Source organism: Vibrio sp. SBT000027 (assembly GCF_963894355.1).
In the GTDB taxonomy this organism is placed as follows: domain Bacteria; phylum Pseudomonadota; class Gammaproteobacteria; order Enterobacterales; family Vibrionaceae; genus Vibrio; species Vibrio splendidus.
Genome location: NZ_CAWQGD010000004.1, coordinates 1,574,199 through 1,594,045 on the forward strand (window position 1 = coordinate 1,574,199; position 19,847 = coordinate 1,594,045).

A 19,847-nucleotide genomic window follows, 5' to 3' on the forward strand; every position below is an offset into this window, starting at 1 on the left:
GGTGCGGAGGGTTAACCTCACCAAAGAGAAGCGTTACTCCCAATAAACCGACATTTTGTAATACGCGACACCCGATTTTTCAAATTCAGAGCCTTCTACAGCCATCCCAAACTTTTGATAAAAACCTAAAGCCGTAGTACGTGCATCGCACCAAAAGTAATGGATGTTTAAATCTTTGAGGTTAGAGATCGCATGCTCAATCACGTTGAAACCGATTCCCTGCCCTTGGAATTCAGGCAGCGTAGCAAACTTTCTCAACCTAGCTTCATTGTCTTGAATATAGATAGACGCGACACAGACCAACTGCTCACCAATAAACGCGCCGTAATGCGTTGCTTGTTCGTCATCTGGCACCATACAAAACGACATCGGTTTATCAGGCCAAAGCACTTGATGCCTAACCGGAAGTACCTCAATCGCTGACAGCTGTTTTATTTCCATATTATCTGTTTAACTCCCGACTTGATTACCCTTGTTGTAATGGCAGCGCTTGTAATTCCTATGATTGTTATTACTAAGCTTATTATTACCAAGCTTAGTAAGTCATTAAGTGATAACGCTCTAATCCCTCTCCCTCTGTGGACGAGATAGCAAAGCCTTGCGACTGATAAAAGCCAATCGCATTTTCATTAGCAGTCAGACACTTCAATGTCAGACCAGAGTAATGTTGTTTGCAAGTATTGAGTAAAGCAGAACCAGCCCCAGAACGTAGCGTTCGCGGGCAAACATAGAGGTGATGGATGAAGCTTTCAGGTTCCCAAACAGAGGCAAAACCTAAAACCTTGTCGCCAGAAACAACCACCCATATTTGCTCACCTTCTGTATCTAAATCGAAATCGGATAACTTAAAAGCGTCGGCATCAGCCCAATGAAAGGTGTTCTGTCTTGATTCTAGATAGATCGCCTGTAAAGCGGTTAAATACTTGGGGTGATACCTTGTGACTTCCATGTCGCTCCTGCCAATCCGTATGACTAGAATTATGGTTGTGGGCTAAGCTTGCTTGTCTATCTGTTAGCCATAGGGTGTTCAGGGTTTAACTGAAGCAGATCCCACAAGTTACCGTAAAGATCTTCAAACACAGCAACGGTACCGTAGCCTTGCTCTTTAGGCTCTCGGACAAAGTTAATGCCCAAAGACATCATTCGTTCGTAATCACGCCAGAAATCATCGGTGTTTAAGAATAGGAATACGCGTCCGCCAGCTTGGTTGCCGATGAAGTCAAGTTGCTCTGGCTTGGAAGCTCTAGCAAGCAACAGGCTCACACCGGTTGAATTTGGTGGAGCAACAACAACCCAGCGTTTATCTTCTTCTGGTAGATACGTGTCTTCGATGAGATCAAACTTAAGCTTGTTTACATAGAAATCAAGCGCTTCATCGTAGTCTTTTACCACGAGTGCAATGTGGACAATATTCTGTTTCATAACATACCTTGTTGGGGTTTTAGCTGCGTGGAATGATGCCATGAAGCTGGCAAAGACACTAGGTGTCGCATCATAAATCGTAGTATCTCGTCCTTCAAAATCTAAAAGCTACGCATCACCTATAACTCCCAGAATCCGAGCTCGACGCCACCTTGAATAACAATGGCACACATTCCGTGACGTGGTAACTCCATTGGCGGCACCGTAACTTCGGCGCCTAGTTTCTCGGCTGCGTTGACTGCAGACTGAATATCCTCAACCAGCGTGTAATGACGAACAGTTGGTTCTTCAGTTTCACGAAGCGGTGCTCGAATGCCAATTACCCCGCCATTAGATAGCTTTGCAGTACGCGCCCCACCAAGGTTCACATCTGCACCACTGAATTTCACGTTGTAGAGCTGAGCGTATGTTGCACAAACAACATCGACTTCTGGGGTAACCACTTCAAGATATTGAACTTTCATCAAATTTCCTTTTCGTGTTCTTTAAGACTCTCAATCTGCATACAGCTGTGCAGGTATTTCTCATCAACAATTAGTCGGTTTCATATTACTAAGCAATTTGACCGCGCATGATAAATTGCGGGCCTGCTGCGCCACCTAGATACTGTTGATTGGTATCTTCGAAGCCGCCTTTCTGATAACAGTTAAATGCTGCGGGATTTTTGCAATTCACAGTTAAGTAAATCGACTCATACGCTGAGTAATTCGCTTTTAAATATGGAAACAAAGCTTTGACCGTGCCAGTTCCTAAACCTTTACCTTGCTGGTTTTTATCAAGCACAAAAGCTCTTAAGCCAATACTTCCTTCAGGGCAGAATTCGTAGTGCTCTGCGTAAGCGATATCCAGCTTAAAAAAACCCACAACTTCGTTATCAGACTTAATCACGTGCAAGTGCGTCGTTTCACTGCCGTCTAATAAAAACTCTGCAGCTGTGCCAGCGAACTTGACCTGTTCATCGGCTAATTGGATGGCCTGAACTAACGCCACATGTGATTCTTCAAGCCTTTCGATAGTTATCATTGTTGTTCCTTCTGTATAACACGCACGGAAAACCGACTAGAGCTCATCGCTAGTGTCTCGAGAACCGTAGTTTGGGAAGTTGATATTAAGAACGTTATCGTCCTCAAGCGTGAATAGAACACTTCCATTCTCTACACCGATTTCGTTCCTATCTGAACAACCTAGAAACAACTCCCAATCAAACGAATATTGAAGTCGGTATTGATTGCTACTGATGTGTAGAACGTCTTTGATTTTAATACCGTTCACCACATGTGCCATATCATCGATGTATGACAGATCTGGGATTAACTTTTCTTCGAAATCACTCTTATGCTCGGTTAAGAAATTGAGCAGTTCAGAACATAACTCGGAGCCATGAACCGATGGTTTAGACAGACTAGAAAACAACATTTCTAAATACTCTAAGGATTGTTTTGATATTGTCCGGATGCGCGCGAATCTGTTACAAATTCAAGATCATCCAACGCGAACTTATAAGGCTAAACGTTACTATTATCCGAGCTATTAAACGAGTACATTCGAACTTCATCGCGAGGAAACCAGCCCAACTTTTCGTAAAACTGTTGAGCATTGATGTTGTCGTTATAGACAAACAAGTGAGTCTTAGGGATACCTAACCCTGCAAGTGCGTTGACCGCCTCTGCGACAAGCTTACAACCTAGCTTTTGCCCTCTGAAGTTGCCCGAGACAGCTAAATGTTGTAAATACCCACGACGTCCATCCGTTCCGACCAACACAGCGCCAATGATCTCGTTGTTACTTTCAGCCACAAAACTCAGACCGGGGTTACGCTCTAAATAGCTCGCAATGCTTTCTTTCGAATCGGCATCGCGAATACTCATGCCTTCTGTCTGACACCACAACGCGATCACTGAGTCGTAGTCTGAAATTGCCATTTCCCGAATGTTGACCACTCTACTCTCCTTGTATAAACGGGCGCTTAATACGCTACTTTTTGACGAGCGACTTAGTGAGAAACGATAGCGAGGAATCTACAGGGTAATTTTCTAACACCATCTGGCATTCATACCCTCGTTTCTCATAAAAAGGCTTCGCTTGGAAACTTAATGTATCTACCAATGACGACGTACAACCTTGAGACTGCGCATACTCTTCAATAAGTTCAAGCAGCGCACTACCGACTTGCTTTCCTCTCCTCGAATCATCGACCCAGAGAAACTTAATCAGTAACCAGTTTCCCCAAAGATCAGCAATAATGCCACCGACTTTGTTACCTTCCTCCATCGCGTAGTACGCAACTTGAGACTTGGCTATCCCTTCCAGAAACGGTGTGTTGTGTTTGATTAACCCGCCTCGGACTTCATTAATGTTTTCATCGCAGGGCTCGATATCTAATTGGTATTCCATTGACTTCCTATCTATAGATTAACCGATTGTCTTATAATAATTGAGTCTTAAATAAGGTCTATCTGGCGCTAATTGAGATATACACAGCGTCCAGATTAACCCTAACTAATTGTACTATCTATAATTTTAATTTCGAGGCATCAATTTTTTTGAAATTAACTCAACACAATGCTTTGCGGATTGACTAACACCCGATAACTGAAAGAAACCATGGATTACACCCGAATAGCGCTGGCAACTAGCATCAACACCTTGCGACACCATTAACTTATAGAGCTGTTCGCCTTCGTCACGTAATGGATCGAACTCGGCAGTGATGATGGTTGTCGTTGGCAGTCCGTTAAAATCACAGTTCAAAAGGTTGAGTTCAGGTTCATTGAATGAATTAGATTTATTATTTGTGTATAACTCGAAGCCGGAAAGCAACATGTTTGCCGTTATAATATAGTTTGTGCCATTTTCCACGTAACTGCGTGAACTTCCTTTAGGATCTAGCATCGGATAGATAAGAATTTGCTGGCTCGGTAACCAAGATTCATACTTTTTTAGTCTCAATGTTGTCGCCAACGCTAATTGCCCACCGGCACTATCACCAACAAACGCCATTTGTTCGATATTGCCACCATATTTGCGACCAAACTCCTTGATACCAAGTACAGCTTGATACACATCGTCGTGCGCCGCTGGATATGTATGCTCAGGTGCCAGTCTATATTTGATGCAAATAACAATTGAGTTAGATTGAAGGGCAATCTGTCTTAATTGAACATCATGTGTTTCAAAGCCACCGCTGATAAAGCAACCACCGTGGAAGTACACTGTGATAGGTAGATTCGATTCGGTCGTAGGCTTATAAACTTTTATCTGCACACCATTTAATGCATCTAAGAATTCGTGTTCTATTTTAGGACTCTTCCCCGCTAAAACGGTACTGCCAATATAGCCAGTACGTCGCTCTTCGATGGTTTGGAGTGATGGACAAGGTTTACCATTGGATTGGAAGTCTTCGACTAGATCTTTAATGCCTGGTTCTAAATGATTCGTCATTTTATGACTCAATGATTGAAAAATCGAGGGATGATATATCAAAAGAAAGGCATGTACATACATACAGTCTTAATTTGTGAGCTCAATTAAAACTCTTGTTCAGACTCTTAATAAGCCGAAAGCAATAACTACATAAATGCTTCAGACCAAAGCACCAAATCTAAGTTTGATCTCGAAGACTAAGCATTAATAGTGTTATTAATTTATAGGTAATACGGACATTTACTTATACAAGCTAAACTTCTTTGTAAACTCACGTAGGATTTCCGTGTCACCAAACAGGCATACACCAAGATACTCAAGATCTTCTTCTTTGATTTCTTTGGTTCGTTGCTGCTGTTCAGCAGAACCACCTTCGATCATTGAGCTCGTAAAATCGGTAAATTTAATACCGCGGCTAAAGGCTTCTTCACGCACTTTTCTAAGCTTATTTGAGTTGTCTGCTTTCAGCACGATGAAAGGATAGTGAGATAGGTTTGGGTGAACATTGCCATCCAAGTCTTCATAGTCAACGTAGTAAGTCTCGTCACCTTCTAATAGGTTAGATAGGCCAACGCTCAGGTGCCCTAGCACGTTCAATGTTCTTCCTAAATCCATCTTTTTGCTTAAAATCGCTATGAATCGTTTTTGGCTTTCGTCTGGTAAATGGCTCACTACATATCCTCATTCATTCTTAATCACAGTATTTGTATAACGCATTACTGGGGCGTGAGCAATGCAACCTTAGTACTCAGTTAATACGTTTAGTCCATCCAATAATTTCGAGCAAAGACCAGTATTTGGTATCCAACAACAAGGTCATGATTTAATGAATATCTTGGCAGAACCTAAAGAGATAACCGTCTGGAGTTTGAACGATGAACTGCTTCTGAGTCGCGATCGAATCACCACATTGATAAGACTTCGACTCTAACACTAAGTAAATAGAATCAGCGGCGTTTTCGTTAACTCTCTGATATAGAGGTTCGATGTCGATAACATCCCATTGAAAGTTAACGCCACGCCCTAAAGGAAATTCCAGGTCACCTGAAAGCCATTTTCGACTTTGGCCCGCAATCCCTTCAAGCATCACATCAACACCATCAAGCGTTAGATAAACAAACTCTTCATCTGGGCGCTCGTATTTCACTTCAAACCCCAACACATCGACAAAGAAGGATTTACTCACATTAATATCGAAACAATAAAGCTCTGGAACTACTCGTAATGTCATGATTTACCTATTCACTAAATAGCGAGAGATTAGTAAGAATCTAATCAGGATTTCCACTCTAATATAGAGTTAATTAATCTGTGTACTTTAGCTAGCTTTGTAAAGCCTTTCATTGATCTCCCAAAGCGCGTTTCTGTTCGAGTCATATGTTAGAAGTTCAATAGCTTCTTGGTAGTCACACCAACGATAATCTGTATGTTCATTTGATAATTGAGGATCTTCCGTCACTTTAACTGAGAAGGAATGCTCAGGAATGACGAATGGATGCTCAGTCCAATTGTGATTTCCTGCATAAAAGACTTTTGGAAGCATGCACATTGAATCGAGCAACTGCCAATTACAACCGACTAGCTGAGTCTCTTCAGAGAGCTCTCGTTTTGCTGCTTCAAGTAATGACTCATTGTCTTCGCCACCACCCGATATTGCCTGCCAAACACCATTGTCCCTTCTGCGTGCGATTAAAAATCGATATTTGTTATCGACTGTTTTGTAGGGAAAGACTAAAATCTGAAAAGGTGCTCTCATTGATGTGCCCTCCAATCTTTCGCGTTTACTGCGCTAGCTTCCCAAGGATGACCGGATCGCTCAACAGATTCGTCAGAGGAAGAAACAGTGGCTCAGGTAACTCCTCTAGCTTAAACCATTTCCATTGCTTACATTTATCAGGCTCTGTCACCTGCGCTTCGCCGCTAGCGTCAGAAGCAACAACAAACAGCGTTATATAGTGCTTGTTCTCTTTCTCAAAAATATCATTGGTAAAAGTCAGCTTATCAAATGCACTAACAACTAAACCAGCCTCTTCGAGTGTTTCGCGTTTGGCACACTCTTCGATACTTTCACCCCACTCAAGGTGTCCGCCCGGCGTTGCCCATGTATGAGCCCCATGAGAACCAATTCGTTCTCCAAGTAGTACTCGTCCTTCACGTAGAATAACCGCAGCTACACCTACTCTTACTTCCTGACTCACTTAAAACTCCTTAAGAAAGAAATCCAACCTTCAACGATAAGTACCATGTATAACGAATCAATCTCGATTAATTCACTGTTCTACTTCGACCAATATCTTTATGACTCTAGTATTTTGTTACCACGTACGATCTGATAAATAGCGATATTTTTCTCAGTCAAAAGCCTCACGAGATCTGGTACACATTGGATAGGCATCGCAAGTTCATACCCAAACTCCAAATGTGAAATAGACGTTGACGGTGACTGACCAACAAACGACTCAAGTATGCTGAGCGCAGTTCCCTCCCACTCTCCAACTTCAAAATAAACGCTATAAATGTCTTCGCTATAATCTCTTGGCGTACCTGCTTTCATCTCTTGTACTCTGTTTTGTGTTTCATTTATGATGTTCGCTTGAAGTTACGATACGCGTTATGTCGTCTTACATTATTGTTCACGTTTATGTGTACGTTACCCAGCTCGAGCACCATTAGGCATTTCGGTTTCAGGACAAGCTAAACACGGATTTAATTTGTCTTCATAACCAATATCAAACAACATCCCTTGAGACATTTCACCCGCCATCTTTCTTTCGGGTAGATTCACGACAAACAAGGCTTGCTTACCTTCGATTTCTTTCGGGTTTTCTCGCTCTTGTTTAATGCCAGCCAAGATTGATCGCTGATGATCGCCAAAGTCGACGGTGAGTTTCATCAGCTTATCTGATTTAGCGACTTCAGAAACCTTTACGATTAAGCCGACACGAATATCTAATTTTGCGAAATCATCAAACGTAATTTCATCTTTAATTGGAGCGTATTTCATAAACCAGACCTCGTTGTTTCCAAATCACATAACGTATAACTAAGTCACTAACAATGCTGAGACTAGATTCAAATTTACCACTGACGCTAACCAAGCGTTGAGAGTCACGTTTATATGCTTTGTATTATGTAATTCCCAACCAACTCAGTAGCCTCAAACGAAGGACTAATTGGTAGTTTTAGATTCAGTTGTTCAATACCAACAGCCATAGAGCCATTTTCTGACTCAAACTCTTCCCAACTGATCTTTCTCACTTTTGTTACAGCTTTGGCGGCCAATAAGAGTTGAACGAATTCTGCAGGACTATAACCTTGAGTCTCTGCAATAAAATGCTGCTTTTCTAAGGTTCGGCCTTGCGCCAAAAGTAAATAGAACCGCGCAATATCGTAGACATGAACATATTGGTTAAAGCCTATAGACGGGATACCTACTTGAATCGTTTGGCTAGCGAAAGATTTAACAATTCGCTTTAACTGACAGTTCTCACCACCATAAACCAAACTAGGACAGTAAACGACGTGCCAACTGTTTCCAATGGCATTATGTATTGTTTCTACGTCTAATCTAACGGATTCCAAGGGTTTCAACCTAAATTGACGCAAATCAGTACCAGAGGCGTTACCAAAGAGCCAAACACCCGATGTATGTATCTTTGTTGCATATTTAGCGGCAAGTAGATCTAACTCAGAGAGTAACTTCTGCTCCACATCTGCAATTTCATGTGCTGAGAATTGTGACCAATGTGGACGCGCGCAATTCACAACCACATCAAAATAACCTTCAAAATCGGCTCTATCTTCTATCAACCCTACTCTAAGAGGAATGACGATTTTGTCTCTACCGTATGTAAAAACTTCAAATCCACTTTTTGCGAATAGCGATGTAACGTGACGGCCAATGTATCCACTAGCCCCTGCAATTAATACTTTCATTCTTTCCCTGAACTTTGCATATATGAAGCCCTAGCTTTACTTCTAAGCCAGAACATCGCGCTCAACGGCTAAATCTTTCCTGTTATCCAGTCGAGAGTTATCAACCAGCGTCGTTATTTTCATAGTTCCCTTTTGATTCATTTACGGCAAGTGCTGTTAAGGTCTGTCGGTCACATACAATGCCGAAACCCGACTAACTTAAACATTAAGCGTACACATTTTTGGAAATACCACATGCCACGATTCACATCTAAGTTGTTTGTGGTTCTGAAACTGCAACACTTTCATTTAACCTTATATACATCAAGTGGTTGTCGTAGAAATCATTTCTCGCACAACCATGTTGTAACGCCTTTTTATAGATTGAAGCCACAAATATATCAGCAACGCTAAAGTCACTGCCTACTGCAAACTCTGATTCACGACAGATTGACGTACTTAACTTTTCTAGACAGCACATAATCCATTCCCCACGAAGCTCACGCTTTGAACGCTCATCTAGCTCTGGACGCATAAACCTTAATACTGTTCTGTTTTGAGGGGAATGAATACTAGAGTTTACGTATTCGCAAACTCTACGAATGTGCGTTTTCTCAACAAGGTCTTTACCAAATAAGTTGGGCTTAGGGAATCGCTCTTCAAGATACTCTACAATCGCCATTGATTCAGAAAACACCGAACCATCGACCGAGAGTGATGGAACATAACCAAAAGGATTTATATCTAGGTATGTTGTCGTTAGTTCATCAGAGTTAACCTCGATTCTATCGTAAGGTATCCGCTTGAAATTAAGCACCCACTCGACCCTTTCGGAACTGTTCGATCCTTGTGCGCTATACAATAAGACTTGCATACATCCTCCCCAAAGCATGCCGATGCGTTAATTTGTAAACTACGAAACCGGACTTCCCCATTTATCGACAAACCGAACTAGCTTCAACTAAAAATAACGCATGTTAAGATTCATTATTAAACATTTCTATGTACCGATTCAAACAAGGCACTTTCAATTTTGGACCATTGCTCCATAAAAGGGATAAAGTCACTTTGAGGTATGAATTTTTGTGCTGCGGTATTGTTTTTTAAGAACACCTCTTCTAAAGCCCAGACATGATGGTCAGCATAAACAGCCCACGCCTTTGCCCCATCATTTAGCTCGAATCGTGATAGAGGCTTAACAGACAGATAACCTTTTAACAAAACTAATGACCTCGTAAGTTCCATATTAAAGATGTACATACAAGCTCTCGCAACATCATAACCAGCAGGCATGTTTTGTATAAGATCCCAATCGATCACATTGCTTACGGCGCAATTAGAAGCAAAAAAGACGTTGAAGTGATGAAAGTCGCCGTGAATCAATTGCATGCTTGTTAAAGGGGTATACGAGTGTATAGCTTTTGAACTGGCGAGATAATCACGCTGTTGCTTTACTCTTCGTAGAACCGAATCATTCGTATTGAATTCACTATTGGCTTCTATAACCGCAATTATTTTTTCTAACCTACCCACCCAAGCATTTTTATCCCAAGAGAGAGCAATTGTTGGGAAATCATTCCCAGTAATGGAAGCGAGTTGAATATGCAAATTTGCGAGAGCTTTTCCTAACTCATAAGCATGCAATTCAGACAACTCGTCTTTTTCAATTAGCGTACCCTTGGCTTCAGGGAATAAAGCATAAAAATCCTCACCAATTTTACAAAAGGTACTGTCATCTCTAGTCAAAACTGGAGCAATTATAATGTTTAAATTTTTCGAAAGGTTTTGTAAGAGCTCATGCTCACGCTGGATTTGTACAACGTCGCGAGCACGATATTTTCTGAGGTAAAAAGTCTGTGAGGATTGAACTCGAAAGACATGATTCGTTGCGCCTAACGATTGCAGCTCTAAACTCATATCTGGATCGATTTGGCTCCAGTGTTCACTTGCCTCACGAATAAAATCACTCATAGTTCAAATCAACCTCATAGGTACATGACGTAGCGTTAAGCAGTGAGAAACGACAAAGCGCTAAAGATAAACCAGTAAACTTCAAATACAGAGCTAGCCTAAGATCAAAATGCCGCGCATTGCGAATCAGTTTAAAGTGCTCTCAGATTTTCGTTTCGCAGACGTTATTGCTTGGGCTATTTTAGCCCTATGACTCGTTTCCCACTCAGCGAGTGTTAATGAAGCTTCGTCACTTGCTTTCTTTGAAGCCATTAGAAACACTTCATCTTTTCTTGATTTAGGAATAACGACAATACCCTCTACATCAGCAACAATGATATCTCCCGTAGAGACCTTTGCTCCCCCGCAAGTGATTGGAGCACCCAATTCAGAATAGACCTCTTTCTTTCCCGGTACTGGATGAACACCTTTCGCAAAAACTGGAAACTTCATATCTGAAATTTCACTCAAATCTCGAATGACACCATCAATAATAAAACCTTTGATACCTCGACTCTTAGCGACTGCGCATACATTACCGCCGGCTACTGCATATTCGCTATCAACTCCATCCACTACAATGATGGAACCTTCTGGTGCTTCGTATATGGCTGAATGAAGCATTAAATTATCACCAGACGTTAACTGGACAGTAAACGCTTCTCCAAAAATTGGCGGCATTCCCTGCCAAAGAGGACCAATGCTAAAGTTGATAAAATGGTCGTTACTTAGTATGTTTCCGTACTCAGTTGTCGCAAGTTTTGAAAAATCTGACTTCATATTTTCACTCCATGTTTGAATGAAACCTGCCGGTCTATGTATGTTGCTTGATATGTTGAGGCTACCCGCTTAGTTTCTTAGACATATTGAAACCGGTAACCTCAAAGCCAACTTCTTTATACAACTTAAGCGCCCGCTCATTATGATATGCGACCCTCAGTTTTATTTGATTGATACCAATAGCAAGTAGTTGGGTCTCTAACGCAGAAATTGATTGAGTACCATAACCTAGGCCTCGATGTTCATTCGAAATGAAGAAGTCATAGATAAACGTAGATTTATCCCCAATATTTACTGAGTGCCAAAGGTAACCCACAAGCTTACGTTCACCATCGACTTCAACATCAATGCATAATAGCGAATGCTCATTGCCCTCTAGTCCGTTAGGGAAGCTGCGATGCAAGTCCTTCTTTGCCAATTCGACTGCAACGTCTAAAGAATGCCCATAGTTTCTAGCTATTTCCTGACTGTAATCGTCAATAAAATACTGACAATATGCTGGATATTCGTCTTGGCGCATTCCTCTAAGTACTACCATGTTCATCCTTTATAAACGTTGAATTCAATTAGTAACATAACGCCTGCTTGAGCAGATGGCAACGCTACTAATGCTCTCAAATTTAACACCTAACCCACTGAAGTTAAAACGAGTGGAAACACCAATACCGCCGCATGCCAAAATGCCAAGCGTACCGAATCACGCTTAAGTTGTTTGTGATCACAAAACACCTTCGTGTACTCGTAGCTTAACTGGATTACTGGCACTTTTTATGTCTAACGAAGGTCACGACCAAAGCCACCAACGCAAGTAGCTCAAAAAGCCAAAATATAGGAATAAACCCGAATGGCTCAACCAACACACCATTTTCATCTACGTATGAACCTATGGTGTTATAAACAATGAAACATAAAAGTCCACTAACGCAGAAAAGAAAGCTGATTTTATACTTACGGAGAAAATTCATCGGAGCCTCAACATTTGAATATCTAAAATATCAGACACTTTATAAGAGAGCATGGTTCACTCCGATAAGCATAATTGGATAGACGAGTTACCGACCCTTGAAGTGGCTGACATCGCGATCACCTCACCTCACCATTGTGCCGAAAACACTAAGATTGACTCGAGCTGGAAATGCCAAGCGTATAACATCACTCTTATATACCGATATGGATAATAGACACTTGTTATGTGCTTTTTATTGAGGCTTATCTTCTGGGTTATCACGATACCAGGCTTCGAGCAGTTCCCGACCATAGATGACTTCTGTCTGCATATGCATGTAAAGAAGGAATGCAGCCAATAGAAAACTAACTCCGTTCAACCACCTTAATGCTTGTTTACGCTCTGCATCATAGAAAAACATACTGACACCAACAAGCAAGAAAGGATAACAACCTATCAGAAGTAACAACCAGCCAAGGTAACTTGATATTGCCATATCTGTCATTTCCGCCCCCTAAGAGCCATTAGAAAACTCAGTGTATATTAGAGTAACTATTCAGCTATTAGGAGTTCACATAATGGAGTTTCGAGGCACTTCAAGTTGGGGGTTGATGCTGGGAGGTTAAGCGTGGGCAACGCTACCACCTCACCAAAACCATTACACCGCAAACACAAAACTCGACCGAAACTAAAAAATGCCGAGCGTTGTGAATTAGTCTTAAGCTAATAAAAACTAAGTGCTACTCTCCACTTTCAAAGTGGGCAAATACTTCTGCGCCAGTCATATTTTGTGTTTCATTTTTAAATTCGTAGTATTCGGGCTTTTCATCGATGAATATCTGATGAGTTAACTTGTAGTCATCCCCAGACATCAATAAACCGACAGGAAGATGATACTGATTATTTGGCACCAAAAAGTAAAACAAGTGAGTACCACATTTACCGCAGAACCCTCTCTCAGCCCAATCGGATGACTTATATCTCACTACATTTGATTCACCTGATATTTTGGCGGAATCAGAGCAATCAATGACTAACATCGGACCGCCAGACCAATTTCTACACATACTACAATGACAAGCCCCCAATTCATTACTGGCGTACTCTACTTCCAACTCAACCGAGCCACATAGGCACTTTCCTTTGCCTTTCATGAATCCTCCAATCTTTGCAATGTGTGTAAATGAATAGCGGATAACGTTTTTTATACCGATGACGTAATAAGAAAAGGCTATTTTTTGTTTCCCTTATCCGACAGATACGCGGCATACTTTTTAGAGATCCATTTATGAATATGGAGCCCTGTTTTACGAAAGAGATACCAATCTATAGCAGCTAGAATCACCAAACCGATTACAGTTCCCATTACAAAACCTCCATGCTCATTGAAATGTCACTCTACCAAATAGTTAAGAAAGGCACCGTGAACCTAAACAAACTATTAAGACTAGATATGGTAGTTGCTTTAACTCTGGAAGAAATACGAGGCATAACGCTTAGCTACGCTGTGAGTGGGTGTGTGTCATGTCTGAGCGAAGCGAGTTCGGCACGCGTTTACAATTCAGATTTAGGCGCCTTGTTATATGTTTTACTTACTAATATGCCAAGCCATTACACCACTAGTAATAAGTAAAAATATACCTATCAATCCGACATTAACTGCAAAACTTACTTTATTACTTTCGTCTTGAAAGTCATTGGTTCGGGACACAAGTTCACGATGAATCATTAACGATAAAAAGTCTTGATTAGCTGGATTGTTACCATCAAATGTAATGCCTGCCAATACAACAAGTAAAACCCCGGCATATGCAATGTAGTCAACCAAGTCTATTGTGGATAGGTAATCAAAAAAATTGCGAGAAATTAGCAGAGCTACCGAGATCACAACAAGATAAGCTAAAATCCCTTTGAGAAAACCCTTCATTGAAACTCCCTGTACATATAACAGCTATCAGACAGAAAAATTCTGCACTTAACTCCAGAATAATTTTGTCTAGTTTCTAAGATAGATAAGTAATATACAACTAAGCCATTGCATAACAATGACTTATGTCACAGCTAATTTCAGGCGTGTGAAAAACCGGCTACTTTAGTTCATCTGGAATGCGGCGATCTTTGTGGTAATACTCTCGGTCGCTCTCGTTGATTTCGCGTATCACTTTGCATGGGTTGCCAACTGCGACGACATTGGCTGGGATGTCTTTGGTGACGATGCTGCCTGCGCCTATTACTGAGTTTTCACCAATGGTGACACCGGGAAGTACGACTGTGTGCGCGCCAAGCCATACGTTGTTACCAATACGAACGGGAACATTGAACTGCGCTGCTTTTAGCCTGAGTTCTGGGCTGATGGGATGTGTGCCAGTGGCAATGGTCACGTTAGGCGCTATCATCACGTTGTCGCCGATGAATACGTCTGTGTCGTCGACCAGAGTTAGATTAAAGTTCACGTATACGTTGTTGCCTAGGTGCGTGTGACGCCCCCAGTTCGCATGTAATGGTGGTTCAATGTAGCAGCCCTCACCGACTTCGGCGAACAACTGCTTCATGATTTGTTGTCGTTTATCACCTTCGCTCGGGCGAGTATGGTTGAAATCGTATAGCACTTCTAAGCATTGAGTTTGCTCAGCAACCAAATCAACGTCGTCACAGTAGTAAACGTCTTGGCTGTGCATTTTAGCCTTTATATCCATGTTTGAACCTATTTGATCATTGCCTTATATCGGCATAAATAAAGAAACAGATGGATAATTTGAAGTTTTCACTGGCCTCAATGCAAGTTGGATGAATCAGCGCGACCTGATGTTTTCAGCCACACGCCACAGCACACCACTTGGGTCAGTGATACAAAACTCAAGCATTCCCCAAGGCTGTTCAACAACCTCGGAAACGGTAACTTCAAATTCCGACACTACATTAGAGTTTTGGATGTGTTGATACCAACTTTTTACGTCTTCAACCAGCAAGTGCATCATGTAATTGTGACAGTGCGCAGGTTCATAAAAGTTTTGCAGAAGGAACGCACAACCGCCGTGTCGCAGATAGGCGATGTCGTGAAACTCAGACATCACTTCGAAGCCGATTGACTGATAAAAACGCTTGGATAAATCGAAGTCTTTCGCGGGTACGAAAGACTTAATTTCTGAGACTTTTAGATTTTCCATCCTACATCCTTATAGTGTTGATGTTCTGGTGCTGACACGCTTAACGCTTTAAGTGGTTACGGCGTTTATTCCGAGCTCTTATTCATAGCCCTGCTGAAATGAGTCGACTTCGGCTTTAGTTAGATAACGCCACTGACCTGCTTCAACATCTAAACGAACATTACCAATCTGTTCACGGTGAAGGCCAACAACTCGGTTTCCTACCGCAGCAAACATTCGTTTTACTTGATGAAACTTACCTTCTGTAATAGTCAGGAGCACTTCTTTATTGGTAATCACTTCGAGTTCTGCCGGACGCGTCGGTTTTTGCTCACCTTGCAATTGAACGCCCGCTTTGAACTTGTCAGCGACATCGTCTTTGATGTCTCGTGCCAATGTCACGCGATAAACCTTCTTACATGACTTGGTTGGCAGTGTGATATTGAATGACCAGCGCCCATCATCGGTAATCAAGACTAAGCCTGTGGTGTCGGCATCTAAGCGCCCTGCTATGTGCAGTTCTGATGCTTTGTCTATCTCAATGTAGTTGAACAGCGAGGGATAAACTTCGTCGATATTGGAGCAGATAGTACCCGCAGGCTTGTGCATTAGGAGGTAACGAAATTCACGCAACTTAAGCGGCGTGCCATTCAACAAGATAGCGTTGCTTTCATGAACCTGAGTCGATTCATCGGTGACAATCTCACAGTTTACGTTCACCTCGCCATTATGGATGCGTTCAATCGCTTCAGGCTTGGTTAGGTCAGTGCTTTTACATAGATATTTATCAAGGCGCATTAATCGTCGGCACCACATTTTGCGCATGGCTTATAAGTACGCTCGCCTTGAGCAATCACCACATAGTCTCGAACGCAGTTATCACATAGCGCCAACTTTGGGTAAGCGTCTTTCTGTTTCTTTGCGTTGATGTCGCCTTCGGTGGTGTATACGGTTCTCATTTTTATGCCTTGTTTTAATAACTTGCTAGACGCAAATTGTATCACTGTTTACAGCCTTGTTTGGAGTGGTGTTAGGTAGTTAAAGTAATTTTAAGTACTTCTATTTTAGGCTCCCTTCCCGAAACAGTTTAACCATGAACAACAAAGTCAACGTGCCACGCCTATCAGTGGTAAAATGATAAAAGCTCACCAACCAATGAAGTCACTAATGAAAAATTGTAATCAATGCGGGAAATGCTGTATCAAATACGGAGATGGTGACCTTGCCGCAACGCAAGAAGAGATTGATTTGTGGGAGTTGTTCAACCCAGACATCTTTGAGTATGTCCGAGGAAGCGAGATCTGGTTCGACCCTGAATCTGGTGAACGTTTAACTCGCTGCCCTTTTCTGGAGCTAGTTCCGACGAAAGATACCAAGCCTCAAGCCAAGTACACATGCAGCATTTACTTAGACCGACCAGAAGATTGCCGACACTATCCAAGCCTGATTAATGAGATGGTACGAGATGAGTGTGAAATGATTGAGGTGGTGGATTTACAAGACACGAAGAAAGCTCAAAGGAAACTCGACCTGTTGATGAAAGACAGCCGCCCTTCAAGCTATTCGTAAGCGATGATCTTTTGAAGATCAATCTTCAGCGTTAGCTAATAGCCGCTAAAACCTTAAGCCAAATACTGGTTCGCTTCTAACCAATCAAGCGCAACCAGTGCTGCCAATGAACATACCGCTCTGTCGTTGCCATCAACAAACTTAAGCTCTTCGATTTCGGCATCTGGAGACAGTTCGCCAGTATAATCAGCAAGATAGCAAGTCAATTGCACTGATACGCCTTCCGCTTTGCCATCAGCTTGGCCTGTAAACGTCTCAACGTATTTGATTGAATCAGGCATTAAATCTACTGAGATCTCTTCTTTTATTTCGCGAACCAGTGCTTGCTCGTCACTTTCGCCAGCTTCACGCTTACCACCCGGTAGATAGAACAGTTCTTTGCCTTTTGATCTGACCATCAACAGCTTACCGTCTTTGATGAATATCCAAGCCAGCTTATCAATTACCTTATTCATGTTCTTAGACCTTGTTATTGTGTTTATTATTTTGGTTAGCACAACGTATCGCGCTAGGCGTATATTACATCCAGCAGTGAACATATTCTATTAAATCGAATAGGAAATATCATCGCCAAAACGAAAAATAACAGCTTTCGAGACAATGCTCGTCTACTGTCATTGGCGTTGTTTAGGGATTGTTAGCTAGCTGTCCGCAGATAGAATCAATCGACTAGCCAATTAAGCGCAGAGTCATGGTCTTCGAATGACTTTATCTCACCAGACACAAACCAACCCCCTACTTTTGAAGCGAATTCTTGCCAGCTTTTATCACCATATATCGCGATTTTGTCTATCTTCGAATTGAGCTCTAATCCCAGTTTGAAATCATCCCAAGCAGCACGTAACTCCCAACCCGTTAAGGTGGAGATGTCGACCAGCATCTTGAGTTTCGATGAATCGAGTTCTTCTAGCGTGGTATTTAGAATTGGCATCATTGCTTGATAGTCATCGTGTGTGAGTTTGCCTTTCGCTTTGAACACAACGATAGTTTCACCGCTAACACGTTCAATTCCAACCGATATTCCATGACGTTCGATACTCATAACCTAGCCCTCATAGTAGAAACTAGAGTTAGCTTAGAGGATTAAATAACAAAGAGGTGAGAGGTTGGCGTCAAAACGAACAAGCACTTTATCTGAACTTAATATCAGAGAGTTAATCGCGCTTTTCCAACAGTTCGCTTAGGGATTGAACTTGCACGATACGTGGATGCTGTGACTTAAGATCAACACCTTCCGTGTTCAACCACACCGCTTGCAAACCCGCTTCAAGTGCTGGGTAAATGTCTTTTTCTAAGGTGTCGCCAACCATGGTGATATCTTGTGGTGCAACACCGAGTTTGGAAATGATGGCCGGATAAAAGCCCGACTCGAACTTAGAAAAACCAATGCTCGCCTTACAAAAGTAACCCAAAATATATTGAGACAGGCCAACACGCTCGAAGGCTCGAATGATGTCGTCTTTACTGGAATCACCAGCATTGGTGGCAACATAGACTTGATGATTTTTGAAGAGTTCAGCCAGTAATGCACGAGCACCGCTCACTTCTTGTACGGTTTCCCAGTCACACATCTTCCCTTGTGCGTCTGGGAAGTCGACCATCAGCGTATTGCCCCAGTCGAATAAGACTATTTCTGTTAATTCGATTAGCTTTGTCATCTTGCCTCCTGCATTAGTCATCGCGCCTTTATAGGCCATCTCTTTGATAGGACAGAATGTTGTCGAAAGCGATATCGAAGTAGAGTTCGTAGCTATTTTGTTCAACATAGCCCAAATGCGGTGTCGCAGTGACATTTGCTAAGGACAATAGCGGTTCGGTGTCTATTGTTACTGGCTCACAATCGAACACATCAATAGCGGCTGTTTTGGTCGGTACCTCGCGTAGTTCATGATACAGAGCCATCGGTTCCACTAACTCGGCACGACTAATGTTCACAAACAGTGAGTTCGGCTTCATCAAGCTAAGGTCGTGTGCCGTAACACATCCTCTGGTGACATCATTCAAACGCAAATGCAAAGAAAGCACATCAACTTCTTGAAAGAAGTCTTCTTTGGTTGTTGCTGCTTTGAAGCCATCTGTTTGTGCTTGATCGCGTGAAGCTTGGCTCCCCCACACTACGACAGACATCCCAAATGCTTGGGCATATTGTGCAATGCATTTGCCGATCTTGCCGTAGCCCCAAATACCAAGCTTCAAGCCCTTCAAAGTTCGACCTAACCTTAACGAGCCAGAATCTTGCCACTGGTTTTGCTTAAGGTTTGAAGCATAAGTGGGAATGTGGCGCGATGCAGCCATAATCAACGCCCAGCATAATTCAGAGGGTGCAACTGGCGAGCCTCGGCCTTCTAACACAGTAACACCAAATCGTTCGCACATTTGTGGGTCGATATGATTACTCACTTTGCCCGTCTGGCTAATGAGCTTGAGGTTTGGGAGCTGCGATAACAAAGATTCGGTGATCTCGGTTCTTTCACGAATGAGTACAATGGTTTCAAACGAGATCAACTTAGCGACAAGATCTTGCTCTGAATAAGTCTCGGTAAATACAGTGACATCGTGTTGTTCGAGTTTGTTGAAGCAATCGAGGTCTTTAACGACGTTCTGATAGTCATCCAATATCGCTATTTTCACATCACTCTCCTTGTGATTGTTAGTTATCTTGTATTGGTCAAATGAAGATCAAAGTGCCATGCCTT

At 42.1% G+C, this 19,847-nt stretch carries 33 protein-coding genes; 1 reads left to right on the forward strand and 32 read right to left on the reverse strand.

What is annotated here, in order from left to right; translation table 11 throughout:
• Positions 1–33 precede the first annotated feature (33 nt).
• The 28 genes from AACU28_RS16745 to AACU28_RS16880 all read right to left on the reverse strand — a co-directional run bounded on the left by AACU28_RS16745 (position 34) and on the right by AACU28_RS16880 (position 16,541).
• A complete protein-coding gene (locus AACU28_RS16745) occupies positions 34–441 on the reverse strand; it encodes a GNAT family N-acetyltransferase (RefSeq protein WP_121603273.1) in 408 nt (135 codons plus the stop codon).
• Between the two features lie 94 nt (positions 442–535).
• Positions 536–949, reverse strand: coding sequence for a GNAT family N-acetyltransferase (locus AACU28_RS16750; RefSeq protein ID WP_017078758.1), 414 nt, complete (start codon positions 947–949; stop codon positions 536–538).
• 56 nt (positions 950–1,005) lie between these two features.
• Complete coding sequence (locus AACU28_RS16755; protein ID WP_102454165.1) at positions 1,006–1,422, reverse strand: VOC family protein; 417 nt, start codon at positions 1,420–1,422, stop codon at positions 1,006–1,008.
• Positions 1,423–1,541: 119 nt separating this feature from the next.
• Entirely contained in the window at positions 1,542–1,886 is a 345-nt protein-coding gene (locus tag AACU28_RS16760; protein ID WP_102455648.1) for a VOC family protein, read from the reverse strand.
• Positions 1,887–1,974: 88 nt separating this feature from the next.
• Complete coding sequence (locus AACU28_RS16765) at positions 1,975–2,445, reverse strand: GNAT family N-acetyltransferase (protein ID WP_102455649.1); 471 nt, start codon at positions 2,443–2,445, stop codon at positions 1,975–1,977.
• 36 nt (positions 2,446–2,481) lie between these two features.
• Positions 2,482–2,838, reverse strand: a complete 357-nt coding sequence (locus tag AACU28_RS16770; RefSeq protein WP_121603274.1) for a hypothetical protein — start codon at positions 2,836–2,838, stop codon at positions 2,482–2,484.
• Positions 2,839–2,927: 89 nt separating this feature from the next.
• The gene (locus AACU28_RS16775; RefSeq protein WP_121603275.1) at positions 2,928–3,362 is read right to left on the reverse strand and encodes a GNAT family N-acetyltransferase; all 435 of its coding nucleotides are present in this window, start codon (positions 3,360–3,362) and stop codon (positions 2,928–2,930) included.
• Positions 3,363–3,396: 34 nt separating this feature from the next.
• Positions 3,397–3,816, reverse strand: a complete 420-nt coding sequence (locus tag AACU28_RS16780) for a GNAT family N-acetyltransferase (RefSeq protein WP_121603276.1) — start codon at positions 3,814–3,816, stop codon at positions 3,397–3,399.
• A gap of 126 nt (positions 3,817–3,942) precedes the next feature.
• On the reverse strand, positions 3,943–4,863 hold the full coding sequence (locus AACU28_RS16785) for an alpha/beta hydrolase (protein ID WP_102447889.1): 921 nt from the start codon (positions 4,861–4,863) through the stop codon (positions 3,943–3,945).
• A gap of 222 nt (positions 4,864–5,085) precedes the next feature.
• Positions 5,086–5,517, reverse strand: coding sequence for a DUF2000 domain-containing protein (locus tag AACU28_RS16790; protein WP_108109447.1), 432 nt, complete (start codon positions 5,515–5,517; stop codon positions 5,086–5,088).
• Positions 5,518–5,668: 151 nt separating this feature from the next.
• Entirely contained in the window at positions 5,669–6,076 is a 408-nt protein-coding gene (locus AACU28_RS16795) for a bleomycin resistance protein (protein ID WP_102455653.1), read from the reverse strand.
• An 87-nt stretch (positions 6,077–6,163) separates the two neighbouring features.
• Positions 6,164–6,601 (reverse strand): NUDIX hydrolase, encoded by a 438-nt coding sequence (locus AACU28_RS16800; protein WP_102569678.1) that lies wholly within the window; start codon positions 6,599–6,601, stop codon positions 6,164–6,166.
• A gap of 25 nt (positions 6,602–6,626) precedes the next feature.
• Positions 6,627–7,043 carry a nucleotide triphosphate diphosphatase NUDT15 gene (locus tag AACU28_RS16805; protein WP_121603277.1) on the reverse strand — a complete coding sequence of 139 codons (417 nt, stop codon included), beginning with the start codon at positions 7,041–7,043 and terminating at the stop codon, positions 6,627–6,629.
• Between the two features lie 98 nt (positions 7,044–7,141).
• Positions 7,142–7,399, reverse strand: a complete 258-nt coding sequence (locus AACU28_RS16810) for a hypothetical protein (RefSeq protein ID WP_121603278.1) — start codon at positions 7,397–7,399, stop codon at positions 7,142–7,144.
• Between the two features lie 96 nt (positions 7,400–7,495).
• Positions 7,496–7,849: a tRNA-binding protein gene (locus AACU28_RS16815; protein WP_017083591.1), complete on the reverse strand. Its 354-nt coding sequence runs from the start codon at positions 7,847–7,849 to the stop codon at positions 7,496–7,498.
• Between the two features lie 110 nt (positions 7,850–7,959).
• Positions 7,960–8,781, reverse strand: coding sequence for an NAD-dependent epimerase/dehydratase family protein (locus AACU28_RS16820; protein ID WP_121603279.1), 822 nt, complete (start codon positions 8,779–8,781; stop codon positions 7,960–7,962).
• 250 nt (positions 8,782–9,031) lie between these two features.
• Entirely contained in the window at positions 9,032–9,634 is a 603-nt protein-coding gene (locus tag AACU28_RS16825; protein WP_017087126.1) for a glutathione S-transferase family protein, read from the reverse strand.
• 116 nt (positions 9,635–9,750) lie between these two features.
• Positions 9,751–10,731, reverse strand: coding sequence for a phosphotransferase enzyme family protein (locus AACU28_RS16830; RefSeq protein ID WP_102447896.1), 981 nt, complete (start codon positions 10,729–10,731; stop codon positions 9,751–9,753).
• 126 nt (positions 10,732–10,857) lie between these two features.
• Entirely contained in the window at positions 10,858–11,490 is a 633-nt protein-coding gene (locus AACU28_RS16835; protein WP_121603280.1) for an RraA family protein, read from the reverse strand.
• A gap of 61 nt (positions 11,491–11,551) precedes the next feature.
• Positions 11,552–12,028, reverse strand: a complete 477-nt coding sequence (locus tag AACU28_RS16840; RefSeq protein ID WP_102481718.1) for a GNAT family N-acetyltransferase — start codon at positions 12,026–12,028, stop codon at positions 11,552–11,554.
• A gap of 217 nt (positions 12,029–12,245) precedes the next feature.
• A complete protein-coding gene (locus tag AACU28_RS16845; protein ID WP_121603281.1) occupies positions 12,246–12,455 on the reverse strand; it encodes a DUF3955 domain-containing protein in 210 nt (69 codons plus the stop codon).
• Between the two features lie 234 nt (positions 12,456–12,689).
• Positions 12,690–12,941: a hypothetical protein gene (locus AACU28_RS16850; RefSeq protein WP_017083586.1), complete on the reverse strand. Its 252-nt coding sequence runs from the start codon at positions 12,939–12,941 to the stop codon at positions 12,690–12,692.
• Positions 12,942–13,176: 235 nt separating this feature from the next.
• The gene (locus tag AACU28_RS16855; RefSeq protein ID WP_017087120.1) at positions 13,177–13,590 is read right to left on the reverse strand and encodes a GFA family protein; all 414 of its coding nucleotides are present in this window, start codon (positions 13,588–13,590) and stop codon (positions 13,177–13,179) included.
• 434 nt (positions 13,591–14,024) lie between these two features.
• On the reverse strand, positions 14,025–14,363 hold the full coding sequence (locus AACU28_RS16860; protein WP_065681862.1) for a hypothetical protein: 339 nt from the start codon (positions 14,361–14,363) through the stop codon (positions 14,025–14,027).
• Between the two features lie 160 nt (positions 14,364–14,523).
• Positions 14,524–15,132: a sugar O-acetyltransferase gene (locus AACU28_RS16865; RefSeq protein ID WP_061024768.1), complete on the reverse strand. Its 609-nt coding sequence runs from the start codon at positions 15,130–15,132 to the stop codon at positions 14,524–14,526.
• Between the two features lie 96 nt (positions 15,133–15,228).
• Positions 15,229–15,603 (reverse strand): VOC family protein, encoded by a 375-nt coding sequence (locus tag AACU28_RS16870; RefSeq protein WP_102481714.1) that lies wholly within the window; start codon positions 15,601–15,603, stop codon positions 15,229–15,231.
• A gap of 78 nt (positions 15,604–15,681) precedes the next feature.
• The gene (locus AACU28_RS16875; protein WP_121603283.1) at positions 15,682–16,407 is read right to left on the reverse strand and encodes a pseudouridine synthase; all 726 of its coding nucleotides are present in this window, start codon (positions 16,405–16,407) and stop codon (positions 15,682–15,684) included.
• Positions 16,380–16,541, reverse strand: a complete 162-nt coding sequence (locus AACU28_RS16880) for a hypothetical protein (protein ID WP_012604036.1) — start codon at positions 16,539–16,541, stop codon at positions 16,380–16,382. The genes AACU28_RS16875 and AACU28_RS16880 overlap by 28 nt, the downstream gene beginning before the upstream one ends.
• A 208-nt stretch (positions 16,542–16,749) precedes the next feature.
• Between AACU28_RS16880 and AACU28_RS16885 the strand changes: the two genes are divergently transcribed.
• Positions 16,750–17,151 (forward strand): YkgJ family cysteine cluster protein, encoded by a 402-nt coding sequence (locus tag AACU28_RS16885; protein WP_121603284.1) that lies wholly within the window; start codon positions 16,750–16,752, stop codon positions 17,149–17,151.
• Between the two features lie 53 nt (positions 17,152–17,204).
• On the opposite strand, the gene AACU28_RS16890 is transcribed toward AACU28_RS16885, so the two are convergent.
• From AACU28_RS16890 to AACU28_RS16905, 4 genes are all read right to left on the reverse strand, one after another.
• Positions 17,205–17,606 (reverse strand): NUDIX hydrolase, encoded by a 402-nt coding sequence (locus tag AACU28_RS16890; protein ID WP_017099883.1) that lies wholly within the window; start codon positions 17,604–17,606, stop codon positions 17,205–17,207.
• 206 nt (positions 17,607–17,812) lie between these two features.
• Entirely contained in the window at positions 17,813–18,193 is a 381-nt protein-coding gene (locus AACU28_RS16895) for a SpoIIAA family protein (protein WP_102462976.1), read from the reverse strand.
• A gap of 112 nt (positions 18,194–18,305) precedes the next feature.
• Entirely contained in the window at positions 18,306–18,809 is a 504-nt protein-coding gene (locus AACU28_RS16900; protein ID WP_102481725.1) for an HAD family hydrolase, read from the reverse strand.
• Between the two features lie 28 nt (positions 18,810–18,837).
• The gene (locus AACU28_RS16905) at positions 18,838–19,782 is read right to left on the reverse strand and encodes a D-2-hydroxyacid dehydrogenase family protein (protein ID WP_102481711.1); all 945 of its coding nucleotides are present in this window, start codon (positions 19,780–19,782) and stop codon (positions 18,838–18,840) included.
• Positions 19,783–19,847: the final 65 nt, after the last annotated feature.

Bases quoted from the DNA above. Each gene is read 5' to 3' on its own strand.
- AACU28_RS16745 (WP_121603273.1), bottom strand. From the start codon at position 441: ATGGAAATAAAACAGCTGTCAGCGATTGAGGTACTTCCGGTTAGGCAT.
- AACU28_RS16750 (WP_017078758.1), bottom strand. From the start codon at position 949: ATGGAAGTCACAAGGTATCACCCCAAGTATTTAACCGCTTTACAGGCG.
- AACU28_RS16755 (WP_102454165.1), bottom strand. From the start codon at position 1,422: ATGAAACAGAATATTGTCCACATTGCACTCGTGGTAAAAGACTACGAT.
- AACU28_RS16760 (WP_102455648.1), bottom strand. From the start codon at position 1,886: ATGAAAGTTCAATATCTTGAAGTGGTTACCCCAGAAGTCGATGTTGTT.
- AACU28_RS16765 (WP_102455649.1), bottom strand. From the start codon at position 2,445: ATGATAACTATCGAAAGGCTTGAAGAATCACATGTGGCGTTAGTTCAG.
- AACU28_RS16770 (WP_121603274.1), bottom strand. From the start codon at position 2,838: ATGTTGTTTTCTAGTCTGTCTAAACCATCGGTTCATGGCTCCGAGTTA.
- AACU28_RS16780 (WP_121603276.1), bottom strand. From the start codon at position 3,816: ATGGAATACCAATTAGATATCGAGCCCTGCGATGAAAACATTAATGAA.
- AACU28_RS16785 (WP_102447889.1), bottom strand. From the start codon at position 4,863: ATGACGAATCATTTAGAACCAGGCATTAAAGATCTAGTCGAAGACTTC.
- AACU28_RS16795 (WP_102455653.1), bottom strand. From the start codon at position 6,076: ATGACATTACGAGTAGTTCCAGAGCTTTATTGTTTCGATATTAATGTG.
- AACU28_RS16800 (WP_102569678.1), bottom strand. From the start codon at position 6,601: ATGAGAGCACCTTTTCAGATTTTAGTCTTTCCCTACAAAACAGTCGAT.
- AACU28_RS16810 (WP_121603278.1), bottom strand. From the start codon at position 7,399: ATGAAAGCAGGTACGCCAAGAGATTATAGCGAAGACATTTATAGCGTT.
- AACU28_RS16815 (WP_017083591.1), bottom strand. From the start codon at position 7,849: ATGAAATACGCTCCAATTAAAGATGAAATTACGTTTGATGATTTCGCA.
- AACU28_RS16820 (WP_121603279.1), bottom strand. From the start codon at position 8,781: ATGAAAGTATTAATTGCAGGGGCTAGTGGATACATTGGCCGTCACGTT.
- AACU28_RS16825 (WP_017087126.1), bottom strand. From the start codon at position 9,634: ATGCAAGTCTTATTGTATAGCGCACAAGGATCGAACAGTTCCGAAAGG.
- AACU28_RS16830 (WP_102447896.1), bottom strand. From the start codon at position 10,731: ATGAGTGATTTTATTCGTGAGGCAAGTGAACACTGGAGCCAAATCGAT.
- AACU28_RS16835 (WP_121603280.1), bottom strand. From the start codon at position 11,490: ATGAAGTCAGATTTTTCAAAACTTGCGACAACTGAGTACGGAAACATA.
- AACU28_RS16840 (WP_102481718.1), bottom strand. From the start codon at position 12,028: ATGGTAGTACTTAGAGGAATGCGCCAAGACGAATATCCAGCATATTGT.
- AACU28_RS16845 (WP_121603281.1), bottom strand. From the start codon at position 12,455: ATGAATTTTCTCCGTAAGTATAAAATCAGCTTTCTTTTCTGCGTTAGT.
- AACU28_RS16850 (WP_017083586.1), bottom strand. From the start codon at position 12,941: ATGACAGATATGGCAATATCAAGTTACCTTGGCTGGTTGTTACTTCTG.
- AACU28_RS16855 (WP_017087120.1), bottom strand. From the start codon at position 13,590: ATGAAAGGCAAAGGAAAGTGCCTATGTGGCTCGGTTGAGTTGGAAGTA.
- AACU28_RS16860 (WP_065681862.1), bottom strand. From the start codon at position 14,363: ATGAAGGGTTTTCTCAAAGGGATTTTAGCTTATCTTGTTGTGATCTCG.
- AACU28_RS16865 (WP_061024768.1), bottom strand. From the start codon at position 15,132: ATGGATATAAAGGCTAAAATGCACAGCCAAGACGTTTACTACTGTGAC.
- AACU28_RS16870 (WP_102481714.1), bottom strand. From the start codon at position 15,603: ATGGAAAATCTAAAAGTCTCAGAAATTAAGTCTTTCGTACCCGCGAAA.
- AACU28_RS16875 (WP_121603283.1), bottom strand. From the start codon at position 16,407: ATGCGCAAAATGTGGTGCCGACGATTAATGCGCCTTGATAAATATCTA.
- AACU28_RS16880 (WP_012604036.1), bottom strand. From the start codon at position 16,541: ATGAGAACCGTATACACCACCGAAGGCGACATCAACGCAAAGAAACAG.
- AACU28_RS16885 (WP_121603284.1), top strand. From the start codon at position 16,750: ATGAAAAATTGTAATCAATGCGGGAAATGCTGTATCAAATACGGAGAT.
- AACU28_RS16890 (WP_017099883.1), bottom strand. From the start codon at position 17,606: ATGAATAAGGTAATTGATAAGCTGGCTTGGATATTCATCAAAGACGGT.
- AACU28_RS16895 (WP_102462976.1), bottom strand. From the start codon at position 18,193: ATGAGTATCGAACGTCATGGAATATCGGTTGGAATTGAACGTGTTAGC.
- AACU28_RS16900 (WP_102481725.1), bottom strand. From the start codon at position 18,809: ATGACAAAGCTAATCGAATTAACAGAAATAGTCTTATTCGACTGGGGC.